8 protein-coding genes are annotated in these 12,840 nt (G+C 68.2%); 4 read left to right on the top strand and 4 right to left on the bottom strand.

The window, feature by feature from the left end:
• Window positions 1-224 precede the first annotated feature (224 nt).
• Window positions 225-3,620, top strand: coding sequence for a pyruvate carboxylase (locus tag E5206_RS15695; RefSeq protein WP_136323300.1), 3,396 nt, complete (start codon window positions 225-227; stop codon window positions 3,618-3,620).
• A gap of 165 nt (window positions 3,621-3,785) precedes the next feature.
• Here E5206_RS15695 and E5206_RS15690 read toward each other — a convergent pair whose 3' ends face one another.
• Window positions 3,786-5,603, bottom strand: coding sequence for an AMP-dependent synthetase/ligase (locus E5206_RS15690; protein WP_136323299.1), 1,818 nt, complete (start codon window positions 5,601-5,603; stop codon window positions 3,786-3,788).
• A gap of 198 nt (window positions 5,604-5,801) precedes the next feature.
• Here E5206_RS15690 and E5206_RS15685 point away from each other — a divergent pair, with 198 nt between their 5' ends.
• Complete coding sequence (locus E5206_RS15685) at window positions 5,802-6,893, top strand: ROK family glucokinase (RefSeq protein WP_136323298.1); 1,092 nt, start codon at window positions 5,802-5,804, stop codon at window positions 6,891-6,893.
• On the opposite strand, the gene E5206_RS15680 is transcribed toward E5206_RS15685, so the two are convergent.
• Together E5206_RS15680 and E5206_RS15675 are read right to left on the bottom strand one after the other, a co-directional pair.
• Window positions 6,890-7,405, bottom strand: a complete 516-nt coding sequence (locus E5206_RS15680; RefSeq protein WP_136323297.1) for a hypothetical protein — start codon at window positions 7,403-7,405, stop codon at window positions 6,890-6,892. The two genes, E5206_RS15685 and E5206_RS15680, sit on opposite strands and share 4 nt — an antisense overlap.
• Window positions 7,398-8,201 (bottom strand): alpha/beta fold hydrolase, encoded by an 804-nt coding sequence (locus tag E5206_RS15675; protein WP_136323296.1) that lies wholly within the window; start codon window positions 8,199-8,201, stop codon window positions 7,398-7,400. The genes E5206_RS15680 and E5206_RS15675 overlap by 8 nt, the downstream gene beginning before the upstream one ends.
• A 188-nt stretch (window positions 8,202-8,389) precedes the next feature.
• On the opposite strand from E5206_RS15675, the gene E5206_RS15670 reads away from it, so the two are divergent.
• Both E5206_RS15670 and E5206_RS15665 read left to right on the top strand, forming a co-directional pair.
• Window positions 8,390-9,133 carry a lysophospholipid acyltransferase family protein gene (locus tag E5206_RS15670; protein WP_136323295.1) on the top strand — a complete coding sequence of 248 codons (744 nt, stop codon included), beginning with the start codon at window positions 8,390-8,392 and terminating at the stop codon, window positions 9,131-9,133.
• A 66-nt stretch (window positions 9,134-9,199) separates the two neighbouring features.
• Entirely contained in the window at window positions 9,200-10,591 is a 1,392-nt protein-coding gene (locus E5206_RS15665) for a 3-deoxy-7-phosphoheptulonate synthase class II (protein ID WP_136323294.1), read from the top strand.
• Window positions 10,592-10,665: 74 nt separating this feature from the next.
• Here the strand turns inward: E5206_RS15665 and E5206_RS15660 are convergent, their stop codons facing one another.
• Window positions 10,666-12,786, bottom strand: coding sequence for a PASTA domain-containing protein (locus E5206_RS15660; RefSeq protein ID WP_136323293.1), 2,121 nt, complete (start codon window positions 12,784-12,786; stop codon window positions 10,666-10,668).
• Window positions 12,787-12,840: the final 54 nt, after the last annotated feature.

Raw genomic sequence — 12,840 nt, 5'->3', positions numbered from 1 at the left:
CCCGTCTCATCCGGCGCCGGGGCGGCAGGTCGGCGGCTGCCTTGGGGCCGCTTCTGCGCCCGTCACCGGTAAGCCGCACGCCGGGGCGCAGGCTGTGCCCCGGCCCCGGATGGCAAACGTGACGCGCAATACTGTGACCGTGGCCACAATGATTTGTGTTTGCCTACGCCGGTCTTGGAGACTGTGTGGAATTACCGATACGCCCGCAATGATGCAGGAGAAGCATGTTTTCGAAGATTCTGGTGGCAAACCGCGGCGAGATCGCGATCCGTGCCTTCCGTGCGAGCTACGAGCTGGGCGCCAAGACTGTGGCGGTCTTCCCCAATGAGGACCGCAACTCGATCCACCGCCAGAAGGCTGATGAGGCGTACCTGATCGGCGAAGAAGGCCACCCGGTCCGGGCGTACCTCGACGTCGACGAAGTCGTGCGCGTGGCCAAGGAATCCGGGGCGGACGCGATCTACCCGGGTTACGGCTTCCTCTCCGAGAACCCCCGCCTGGCCCGGGCTGCCGAAGCCGCAGGCATCACCTTCGTCGGTCCGCCGGCGGAGGTATTGGAACTGGCCGGCAACAAGGTGGCAGCCCTTGAGGCGGCCCGCCTGGCCGGGGTTCCCGTGCTCAAGTCCAGCCAGCCGTCAAAGGACGTCGCTGAGCTGATCGCTGCGGCAGACGAGATCGGGTTCCCCATCTTCGCCAAAGCAGTAGCCGGCGGCGGCGGCCGCGGCATGCGCCGGGTGGACACCCGGGAGGCGTTGCCGGAGGCCCTGCAGGCGGCCATGCGCGAGGCCGACGCGGCGTTCGGCGATCCCACCATGTTCCTGGAGCAGGCCGTCCTGCGTCCCCGCCACATCGAGGTCCAGATCCTGGCCGATGCCGAGGGCAACGTCATGCATCTCTTCGAACGCGACTGTTCCATCCAGCGCCGCCACCAGAAGGTCATCGAGATCGCCCCGGCACCGAACCTCGACGAGGGCATCCGGCAGGCGCTCTACCGCGATGCCGTGAAGTTCGCCAAGGCGCTGAACTACGTCAACGCCGGAACGGTCGAATTCCTGGTCGACACCGTGGGGGAGCGCGCCGGCCAGCACGTCTTCATCGAGATGAACCCGCGCATCCAGGTCGAGCACACCGTGACCGAGGAAGTCACCGACGTGGACCTCGTCCAGGCGCAGCTGCGCATCGCCGCCGGAGAGACCCTCGCGGACCTGGGACTTTCGCAGGAGACCGTCCAGCTCAAGGGAGCGGCGCTGCAGTGCCGGATCACCACCGAGGACCCCGCCAACGGCTTCCGGCCCGACGTCGGCAAGATCACCGGCTACCGCTCGGCCGGCGGCGCCGGCGTCCGGCTCGACGGCGGCACCGTGTACTCCGGCGCCGAGATCAGCCCGCACTTCGACTCCATGCTGGTCAAGCTCACCTGCCGCGGCCGTGACTACCCGGCCGCCGTCGCCAGGGCACGCCGTGCCCTGGCCGAGTTCCGCATCCGGGGGGTCTCCACCAACATTTCCTTCCTGCAGGCCGTCCTCGACGATGCGGACTTTGTGGCCGGCAACGTGGCCACATCGTTCATTGACGAGCGCCCCGAGCTGCTCAAGGCCCGCATCTCCGCGGACCGCGGCACCAAGCTGCTGACCTGGCTCGCGGAGGTCACCGTCAACAAGCCCAACGGCGAGCTCAAGGTCCACAGTGATCCGGCCGCGAAGCTCCCGTCGCTGGAGGGCACGGACTACCAGCCGGGCTCACGCCAGCGGCTGCTGGAGCTCGGGCCGGAGGGCTTCGCCAAGGCCCTGCGCGCGCAGACTGCAGTCGCCGTCACCGACACCACGTTCCGGGACGCCCACCAGTCCCTGCTGGCCACGCGTGTCCGCACCCGCGACCTCGTCGCGGCCGGCCCTGCCGTCTCGAAGCTGCTGCCCGGGCTGCTCTCGGTGGAAGCCTGGGGCGGCGCGACCTATGACGTCGCGTTGCGGTTCCTGGGCGAAGACCCCTGGGACCGGCTCGCGGCCTTGCGGAAGGCACTGCCGAACGTCTGCCTGCAGATGCTCCTCCGCGGCCGGAACACCGTGGGCTACACCCCGTACCCGGAGGAGGTCACGGTGGCATTTGTCAACGAGGCCGCCGCCACCGGAATCGATATCTTCCGTATCTTCGATGCCCTCAACGACGTCAACCAGATGGCTCCGGCCATCCGCGCCGTCCGTGAGACCGGCACCGCAGTCGCCGAGGTAGCCCTCTGCTACACGGCGGACATGCTGGATCCCGATGAAAAGCTCTACACCCTGGACTACTACCTGGAGCTGGCACAGCGGATCGTCGACGCGGGCGCGCACATCCTGGCGATCAAGGACATGGCCGGGCTGCTGCGCCCCGCCGCGGCTGCCCGCCTGGTAGCGGCCCTGCGGGAGCGGTTTGACCTTCCGGTCCACCTGCACACCCACGACACCGCCGGCGGCCAGCTGGCCACCCTCCTGGCGGCCGTCGACGCCGGCGTGGACGCGGTGGACGTGGCGTCGGCCTCCCTGGCCGGCACCACCAGCCAGCCCTCGGCCTCGGCCCTCGTTGCCGCCCTGGCTCACACTCCCCGGGACACCGGTCTGAGCCTTGCGAACGTCTGCGCCTTGGAACCCTACTGGGAGGCCGTCCGCCGCGTGTACGCGCCGTTCGAATCCGGGCTGCCGGGCCCCACCGGCCGGGTCTACCAGCACGAAATCCCCGGCGGACAGCTCTCCAACCTGCGCCAGCAGGCGATCGCGCTGGGCCTGGGCGAGCGGTTCGAGGCGATCGAGGACATGTACACCTCCGCGGACCGTATCCTCGGCCGGCTCGTGAAGGTGACCCCGTCCTCCAAGGTCGTGGGCGACCTGGCCCTGCACCTCGTCGGTCTCAACGCCGACCCGGCCGACTTCAATGAGAACCCGCAGAAGTACGACATCCCGGATTCCGTGATCGGCTTCCTGTCCGGTGAGCTGGGCGATCCTCCCGGAGGCTGGCCCGAGCCGTTCCGGACCAAGGCCCTGCAGGGCCGCACCATCAAGGTCCGTGACGTCGAACTCAGCGCCGAGGACAGCGCCGCGCTGAGGGGCGACTCCACGACCCGTCAGCAGACACTCAACCGCCTGCTCTTCGCCGGTCCCACCAAGGACTACCAGAAGAGCATTGAGTCGTACGGCAACCTTTCGGTGCTGGACACCCGCGACTACCTGTTCGGACTGCAGCGCGGCGCCGAGCACGAGATCGAGCTGGAGAAGGGCGTCCGCCTGATCGCCTCCCTCGAGGCGGTCTCGGAGCCGGACGAAAAGGGCATGCGCACTGTCATGTGCACGCTCAACGGCCAGTCCCGGCCTGTTGTGGTCCGGGACCGTTCCGTGGTCAGCAACGTCAAGGCTGCCGAGCGTGCCGACGCCTCCCAGCCAGGCCAGGTGGCCGCGCCGTTCGCCGGCGCCGTGACCCTGACGGTCAAGGCCGGAGACACGGTCAAGGCCGGGGATACCGTCGCCACCATCGAGGCCATGAAGATGGAGGCCTCCATCACGACGCCGGTGGGCGGCACCGTCTCCCGGCTCGCCGTCGGCGCCGTGGAACAGGTCCAGGGCGGAGACCTGCTGCTCGTCGTCGAGTAGCTGCAGCGCGTAGCAACACACCGCAACGAAGAAGGGTCCCTCCGGCCGAGGCTGGAAGGACCCTTCTTCGTAAAGAGCAACGCGGGGTCAGATGCGGCCCATCAGAGGGTCGGGGATGGGCGCCAACTGACCCCGCGTTGCTTTGTGGCGCTGCTTGGCTGCTGCTCAGGCGTGCGTGGGGCGCTTCGCGCGGTACATCTCTTCGATCACGTTCTCGAAGTCCTTCATCACCTGCGCGCGCTTGACCTTCATCGAGGGCGTCAGATGCCCGGAGGCCTCAGTGAAGTCGGCCGGAACGATCCGGAACGCCTTGATGGCCTCGGCCTGGGAAACCGAGTTGTTGGCGCGGTTGATCAACTCCTGGACGGCGGCCTTCACCACGGTGTTTTCTCCCGCTTCGGCCAGCGTCGACGCCGGCAGTCCGTGGCGGTGCAGCCAGCCCGGGAGCGCTTCCTCGTCCAGGGTGACCAGGGCGCCGATGAACGGGCGGTTGTCGCCCACCACCAGCACCTGGGAGACGAGCGCATCGGCGCGGATCTGGTCTTCGAGCAGGGCCGGCACCACGTTCTTTCCGCCGGCCGTGACAATGATTTCCTTCTTGCGGCCGGTGATCGTCAGGAAGCCCTGCTCATCAAGCTGGCCGATGTCGCCGGTGCGCAGCCAACCATCCACGAAGGCTTCGGCCGACAGGTCCTCGCGCTTGAAGTAGCCGCGCATGACGCACACGCCCTTGGCGAGGATCTCGCCGTCGTCGGCAATCCTGACGGCGTTGCCGGGAAGCGGGGCGCCGACCGTGCCGATCTTGATCAGCTCCGGCGTGTTCACGGTGACGGGCGCGGTGGTCTCGGTGAGCCCGTAGCCTTCCAGGATCTGCATCCCGATGCCCTGGAAGAAGTGTCCGAGCCGTTCACCGAGCGGGCCGCCGCCGGAGACCGCGTGTGAGACCTGCCCGCCCATCGCGTTCCGGAGCTTGCCGTAAACGAGCTTGTCGAACAGTGCGTGCTTGAGTTTCAGGCCCGGCCCGATCCTGCCGGCCTGCCGGGCGCGGGAGTAGGCGATGGCCGTCTCTGCGGCGCGGTGGAAGATGGCGCCCTTGCCGCCGTCCTCGGCCTTGGTCAGGGCTGAGTTGTAGACCTTCTCGAACACCCGGGGTACGGCGAGGATGAACGTGGGCCGGTAGCTCTGCAGGTCCGGCAGCAGGTTCTTGATGTCCGGGGTGTGCGCGACAGTGACTCCGCCCGCAACAGCCAGCACCGAGATGAAGCGGGCGAAGACGTGGGCGAGGGGCAGGAACATGATGGTCCGGGCGTGTTCGTGGACGACGGCGCCCAGCGAGGAGGCCAGTGCGTTTTCGGAAAGTTCCACGAAGTTGCCGTGCGTCAGTTCGCAGCCTTTGGGCCGGCCGGTCGTGCCGGAGGTATAGATGATGGTGGCGAGGTCGCTGAGGGACGCCAGGCTGCGCCGTGCCTCCAGTTCCGCGTCGCTGACGGCCGCACCGGCGGCGCGGACCTCGTCGAGGCCGGTTCCTTCGAGCTGCCAGACATGGGCCAGGGCGGTGAGGCCTTCGGACGTCGCGGCCTGCCGGATGATGTCCTCGTGGTGCGCGGACTCGCCGAAAGCGGCCACGGCGCCCGAATCGCCGAGGTTCCAGGCCACCTGGGACGCGGAGGAAGTTTCGTAGATCGGAACGGAGACGGCTCCGGCAAACCAGATGGCGAAGTCAATGAGTGCCCATTCGTAGCGGGTGCGGGACATGATGCCGACCCTGTCGCCAGCCCCGACACCGCTGGCCATGAGGCCTTTGGCGAGCAGTGAAGCGTCTGCCAGGAAATCGGTGGCCCGGATGTCCTGCCACTGTCCGGCCGCGTCCAGGCGCGAGAAGAGCGCGGGGTTGGAAGCCTTGGCCGCCTGGCGCAGCACCAGGTCGGTGACGTTCCAGTCCGAGGGGACGTCCACCAAGGGCGGGACACTGATTTCTCGCACAATAGCTCCTTTGGTATCTATAGCCCGCTCGGGGTACAGCTAAGACTAGTACGCGGGCCACAGCGGGGCGTGTTCCACAACACTACTGGCGAGTAACTTTACGATGAAGCCCACACTTCCGCCACCGGGGCGCCTTTCCTGGCAGGGTCTCCGCCGCAGGGCGCCGCCGGGGGCACCCTGTGAATACAATGGGGAACCATGCATACACCGACACCCGGCCAGCAATCCGGCCGACAGCACAGGACTGCCGCATGGCGCCGCAGGGCACTGGCCGGTGCGGGGGCGGGTGCCGCGGCCCAGGGACTCCGTTCGCCCTTGAGGTTGGGCCGGAAGGGCCTGGCCATCGGCGTCGATATTGGCGGCACGAAGGTCGCTGCCGGCGTCGTTGACGCGGAGGGGCGGATCCTCGGCCAGGCGAAGCGTTCCACGCCAGGAAACGATCCCCGCGCGGTGGAGCAGGTCATCGTTGAGCTGGTCGATGAGTTGGGCCGGGGCCACCGGATCTGGTCGGTCGGGATCGGCGCCGCCGGCTGGATGGACCTCGACGGCGGTACGGTCCTGTTCAGCCCGCACCTGGCCTGGCGCAACGAACCCCTGCGTGACAATCTGCAGCGCCTGCTGCGCCGGCCCGTACTGCTGACCAATGACGCCGACGCCGCCGGCTGGGCCGAATGGCGCTTCGGCGCGGGCCGGGGCGAGAGCCGGCTCGTCTGCATCACGCTGGGCACCGGAATCGGCGGTGCGATGGTGATGGACGGACGGCTGGAACGCGGCCGCTTCGGGGTGGCGGGGGAATTCGGCCACCAGATCATCATGCCGGGCGGCCACCGTTGCGAATGCGGGAACCGCGGCTGCTGGGAGCAGTACGCTTCCGGGAACGCGCTCGGCCGGGAAGCCCGGGAACTCGCCGCCGCCAACTCCCCGGTGGCCCAGGAACTGCTTAAAGCGGTGGACGGCCACGTCGAGGGCATCACCGGAGTGATCGTCACCGAACGGGCCAAGGCCGGGGACGCGGCCTCCCGTGAACTGATCGAAGATGTCGGAGAGTGGTTGGGGCTTGGGCTGGCGAACCTGGCTGCCGCCCTGGATCCGGGCACGTTTGTCATCGGCGGCGGGCTCTGCGAAGCCGGCGAACTGCTCGTGGCGCCGGCGAGGAAGGCGTTCGCGAGGAACCTGACCGGGCGCGGCTTTCGTCCCGCGGCCGGGATCGAACTCGCCGCCCTGGGCCCCGACGCAGGCCTGATCGGGGCCGCGGACCTGTCCCGCGTCAGCAGCCGCATGCACTCCTAGACGCGTGCGCCGTCGTCGTGCTCGTCCTTTTCTCCCGGCAACTTCATGATCAGGAAGATCACCGACGCCGCAAACGCGGCCACAATCCCCAGGAGGGCGACCATCGGGGCGGAGCGCCAGAACATTGCGGCCATCACGAGGGCGACGGGGCCGCCGACAGCCCCCAGCCAGGCCAGCACGGTCATCGGATCGGCTCCGGCGAGGCTGGGGGGCTCCTCGGGAACGAAGACGCCGTCGTCGTCGGCCTCGTAGTCCCGGGGTCCCGCCATGTCCTGGCCGGAGCCGGCCGTCCCGGGAGCGGCGGCGAGCCGTTCGTCCGCGGGGAGCTCGACCGGCGCGGCAGCGGAGAGGCCCAGCGGATCGAAATCCGTGAAGGATCTGGCGGGCCGGTACCCGGAGGGTCCGGCCGGGGAATCCGGGTCCTTGCCCTCCAGCCTGGCGACGAGGTCCAGCCAGACGGCGTCGTCCTGATTGGCCCCGGGGTCCGGGGACTCGGGGTCCGGTCTAGTCATCTGCCGTGTCCTTCTGGCTGGCGTGGGCGGCGTCTGGGGTGCTACCGCCGGTAACGGCCCGGATGAATTCGGCCGTGCCGCGGAAGATCTCAGGCGCGTCGTTGTCCATGGTAGCCACGTGATAGCTGTTTTCCAGCCGGATCACCTCCAGCGGGGCGTGGGTCAGCCCGCGTCGCAGGGCCCGGATGCTCTTGTCCGAGACCACGTGGTCCACCGTGGAACGGTACACCCGCACCGGCGCGCTGATCCGGGGGAGGAGCTGCACGGTGTCCTTGAACATCTTGTTCAGCTCGTGCGCGGCGGCGACCGGCGTCCGCGGATAGGCGCCTTCATCCGTATCCGGCTTCCGGATGTCATTGGCGATCGCCGGGGTGCTCCTGAGCACGAATTTGAGGATCCCCGCCAGCGGCGCGCGGGGATCATCGATGACCAGGCCCGGATTCACGACCACGGTCCCGGCTACGGGACGGGTGGCGGCGATCCGGAGCGCCAGCGCCCCGCCCATGGACAGGCCGGCCACGACGACGTGCTCGCACTCCGCAGCGAGTTCGAGGTAGGCGGCGTCCAGGGCCGTGTGCCAATCCTGCCAACGGGTCCTTGCCAGCTCCTGCCAGCTCGTGCCATGGCCGGGCAGCAGCGGCATCCTCACGGCATACCCGGCGGCGGCCAGCGATTGCGCCCAGGCCCGGACCCCGTGGGGGCTTCCGGTGAAGCCGTGCGACACCACGACGCCGGTGCGGGGGCCGGTGCCGGTGAACGGGCTGTTGAAGGGTGTGTGGTCCGGGCCGATGCTCATGGGGTCTCCGAAGATGCCGGGATGGCTGGTAAGGGGCTGACGGCCGCAGGTGCCAGGCGGGAGCGACTTCGGGTCATGGGCCCATCGTGTCACTGTTCCGGACAAAACTCACTAGAGTAGTGTGTCATTGAAGTCCATGCCTGGTCCCGCGGAGGGCAGGACGGACGCCTTCCGGAGGGGTGCACCACGTGTTTTATTGGTTCATGAAGACGTTTGTCCTGGGACCGGTGCTGAAGACGCTGTTCCGGCCCTGGGTTAAAGGCCTGGACAATGTCCCGGCCGAGGGTGCCGCCATCATCGCCTCGAACCATCTGTCCTTTTCGGACTCCATCTTTATGCCGCTCATGGTGCCCCGCCCCGTGGTGTTCCTGGCGAAATCGGAGTACTTCACCGGCACCGGGATCAAGGGCAGGCTTACGGCGGCCTTCTTCCGGCTGACGAACCAACTTCCCATGGACAGGTCCGGGGGAGCCGCCTCGGCGCAGTCGCTGGAAGCAGGCATGGACGTGCTCCGGAACGGCTCGCTGCTCGGGATCTATCCGGAGGGGACCCGCAGCCCCGATGCGCGGCTCTACCGGGGGAAGGTGGGCGTGGCCAGGCTCGCCCTGCAGGCGCGCGTCCCGGTGATCCCGGTGGCGATGATCGGCACCGACAAGGTCCAGCCGATCGGCAAGCGGATGCCCAACATCCGGCGCATCGGGATGATTTTCGGAGAACCGCTGGACTTCAGCCGCTACTACGGGATGGAAGACGACCGCCTGATCCAGCGTTCCGTGACCGACGAGATCATGTATGAGCTGATGCGGCTGTCCGGCCAGGAGTACGTCGACGAGTATGCCGCCGTCGTGAAGCTGCGCCTCGCGGGGAAAGCGGTTGGCGGCAACCCGGCCGCGGCCGGCGATGATGGGCCGCCGGATCCCGGAAAAGTGTGACGGCAGCGCAAAAGCCAATGACGGACCGGATCCGTCGATCCGCGCCGCGGCAACTATCCTTAGAGAGTGACTGAACTAACTGAGAAATCTGTCTCCCCGCTGACCAGTACTGCCCAGAGCGGTGCAGCCGACTATCCCGGGCTGGACGGCTGGCGGGACCTGCCGGCCTCCCAACAGCCCAGCTGGTCGGACCAGGCCGTCTTTGCAGCCTCGGTCAAGGAACTCTCGGTCCTTCCGCCCCTCGTCTTCGCCGGCGAAGTGGACATCCTGCGGGAACGGTTGGCGGCTGCCGCCCAAGGCAAGGCATTCCTGCTCCAGGGCGGCGACTGCGCGGAAACGTTCGAGGCCGCGACGGCGGACAGGATCAGCGCCCGGGTCAAGACCATCCTCCAGATGGCTGTTGTCCTCACCTACGGTGCGGCCATGCCGGTCATCAAGATGGGCCGCATGGCAGGCCAGTTCGCCAAGCCCCGCTCGTCCAATGACGAGACCCGCAACGGCGTGACGCTTCCGGCGTACCGCGGCGACATCGTCAACGGCTACGAGTTCACGCCGGAATCGCGTGCCCACGATGCCAGCCGGATGCTGAAGGCATACCACACCTCGGCGTCGACCCTTAACCTGATCCGCGCCTTCACCCAGGGCGGATTTGCGGATCTGCGCCTCGTGCATCAGTGGAACAAGGGCTTCACGGAAAACCCAGCCCACGCACGCTACGAGTCCCTGGCCCGCGACATCGACCGCGCCATCAAGTTCATGGCCTCCTGCGGTGCCGACTTCGAGGCGCTCAAGCGCGTGGAGTTCTATGCCAGCCACGAGGCGCTGCTGCTTGAGTACGAGCGTGCACTGACCCGCATCGACTCGCGCACCGGCTTCCCCTATGACACCTCCGCACACTTCCTCTGGATCGGCGAGCGTACCCGCGAGCTGGACCACGCCCACGTCGACTTCCTGTCCCGCGTGCGCAACCCCATCGGTGTGAAGCTGGGACCGTCCACGAGCGGCGACGACGCGCTGCGCCTGATCGACAAGCTGGACCCGGACCGCGAACCAGGCCGCCTGACCTTCATCACCCGGATGGGCGCCACCAACATCCGGGAGAAGCTGCCCCCGATCGTCGAGCGGGTCACCGCTTCCGGTGCCCAGGTCCTCTGGGTCACGGATCCGATGCACGGCAACACGGTCACCTCGCCCAACGGCTACAAGACGCGCAGGTTCGACGACGTTATGGACGAGGTCCGCGGGTTCTTCGAGGTGCACCACGGGCTGGGGACCGTTCCGGGCGGACTGCACGTGGAAATGACCGGTGACGATGTGGCCGAATGCCTTGGCGGCGCCGACCCGATCGACCAGGAGGCCTTCCTGGACCGTTACGAATCCGTCTGCGATCCGCGCCTGAACCACATGCAGTCGCTTGAGATGGCCTTCCTGGTGGCCGGAGCCCTGTCCAGCCGCTAGGAATGCGTCCCTGAACGTCGACGAACTCCGCCCCGGCTGATCCAGCCGGGGCGGAGTTCGTTGAGCGGAAGCCGCTAGACCACCGTCAGGGTGACGACGGACCCCTCGGGAGCCTTGGTGTTCACCGGATCCTGGTCCCGGACCGTGCCGAAGAAGCCGCCCAGGATGTTGTTCACCCGGACTTCGAAACCCAGTTGCTCCAGGGCCTTGCGCGCCTCGTTGGCCTGTTTGCCGATATAGCTCGGGACATCCACAAGCTTCGGCCCCTTGGAAATGGTCAGCGTCACCGCACCGCCCCTGGTGAGGTTGCCGGATGCCGGATCCTGCGCCACCACGGCCCCCTTGGGGACCTTCCGGTCGTTGACGGTCTCCCCGGACAGCACCGCCTTCAGACCGGCGGCTTCCAGTGCCTTGACCGCGGCGCCCTGCTCCTGGCCCCGGACATCCGGCACGGGAATGGGCTGCGGGCCCTTGGACACCGTCAGGCTCACGGGCGTGCCGTGCCTTACGGGATTGCCGCTGCGCGGAGCCTGCGCCAGGACGATTCCGGCGGCAGCCGTTTCGTCGTAGGTTTCGGTGACCGGCCCCAAGGCCATCCCTGCGCCGTTGAGGGCGGACTTGGCCTGGTCCAGGGTATTCCCGGCAAGGTCCGGCAGCGGGAACAACTCCGGCCCCTTGGACACGGCGAGCGAGACCGGCTGGAACTTCCGGATCACCTGTCCGGCGACCGGTTCGGAGCCGACCACCAGGCCGGGCGAGACGTTGTCATCGAAGACGTCCTTGACGGTGGACTGGAACCCGGCCGTCCGGAGCAGCAGTTGGGCCTCGGCCACCGTCTTGTTCGCCAGTTGCGGAATGGTCCCGGGGGAGCCGGGACCCATACCGAAGAACCAGCCGGCGCCCGCTGCCAGCAGTGCCGCGATGACAAGGACCAGGACCCACAGCAGGCCCCGGCGTCGGCTGTTCCCCTCGCGCAGGCTGCGGACGGGTGTGGCCGCGGCCCGCTGGCGTGCCTTCTGCTCTTCGCGGTCCTGCTTTCGCTGCGCCCGTTTGGTGGCCGGGGCCCCCTGCCCGGCGCCGTACCCGGGGCCGTCGGGCTGGCCGGGGAACGGCACCTCCTCGGGGGCCGAGAGGGGGCCGTACGCCGGGCGCGGGGGCGCGCCGGACATCACGGCCGTGGGGTTGCTGCCGTGCTCGATGATTTCCGTCGGGAACTGGAGGCCGCCGAGCACCTCGGTATGGGCAGCGGCGGGCGCGGACCGGTCCTCCCGGGAGGAAGCGCGGTCCGGGCTGCCGGGAGGCCCTGCCGGCGCGCCCGGGACGGCGGCCGGCGGCTGGAGGTCGAGTTCGGCGTCGCTCAGGTTCCTCCGGATATGCCGCAGCTCGGACAGCAGTGCGTTCCCGTCGACGGGACGCTTGTCCGGATCGTTGGCGGTGCACCACTGGACCAGCTCATCGACCTCGTCCGCCAGTCCGGGGACCAGCGCCGACGGTGCATCAACTGTGGAGTTGACGTGCTGGTAGGCGACCTGGATGGGGACGTCGCCGTCGAACGGCTGCCGGCCGGTGATCATCTCGTAGAGCATGATTCCGACCGAGTAGATGTCGCTGCGGGCATCCGCCTGCTTGCCCAGGACGAGTTCGGGGGAGAGATACGCGACGGTCCCGATCAGCGTCCCGGTGCTGGTCGACGTAGAGATGGCGCGGGCCAGCCCGAAGTCGCCGAGCTTGATCCCGCCATCGTCGGCGATCAGCACATTTTCCGGTTTGATGTCACGGTGGATGAGGCCGGCGGCATGGGCGGCGCCCAGGCCTTCGACGACGGGGTCGATCAGGGCCAGGGCGAGCCGGGGGGAGAGGGCGCCCTTGTCATTGATGACGTCGCGCAGCGTATGGCCCTTGATGTACTCCATCACGAGATAGGCCAGACGGCCGTCGTCGCCCTGGTCCAGAACGCCCACCACGTGCGGGTGGGAGAGCCTGGCGGCTGCCTTCGCCTCGCGGCCCAGGCGGTCCAGGAACTGGGGATCCTCGGCCAGATGGGGATGCAGGACCTTCAGTGCGACGTCGCGCTCGAGCCGCCGGTCTGTGGCCAGATAGACGGTGGACATGCCGCCGCGGGCCAGCCTGGATTGAACCAGGTACCGGCTGTCCACCAGGGTTCCAACGAGAGGGTCTGACGCGTATTCCTGCACCGTACAATCCTAGTCGCTGCGCGAAAACGGGCCCGGATCGACATACGATCCGGG

The sequence above is a fragment of the Arthrobacter sp. PAMC25564 genome (genome assembly GCF_004798705.1).
GTDB lineage: Bacteria > Actinomycetota > Actinomycetes > Actinomycetales > Micrococcaceae > Arthrobacter.
The sequence above is the reverse complement of the archived record's forward strand: the minus strand, read 5'-3'. Positions and strand labels throughout refer to the sequence as shown.

Excerpts from the sequence above, each read along its gene's own strand:
- E5206_RS15680 (WP_136323297.1), bottom strand. The coding sequence starts at position 7,405 with ATGACTAGACCGGACCCCGAGTCCCCGGACCCCGGGGCCAATCAGGAC.
- E5206_RS15695 (WP_136323300.1), top strand. The coding sequence starts at position 225 with ATGTTTTCGAAGATTCTGGTGGCAAACCGCGGCGAGATCGCGATCCGT.
- E5206_RS15675 (WP_136323296.1), bottom strand. The coding sequence starts at position 8,201 with ATGAGCATCGGCCCGGACCACACACCCTTCAACAGCCCGTTCACCGGC.
- E5206_RS15685 (WP_136323298.1), top strand. The coding sequence starts at position 5,802 with ATGCATACACCGACACCCGGCCAGCAATCCGGCCGACAGCACAGGACT.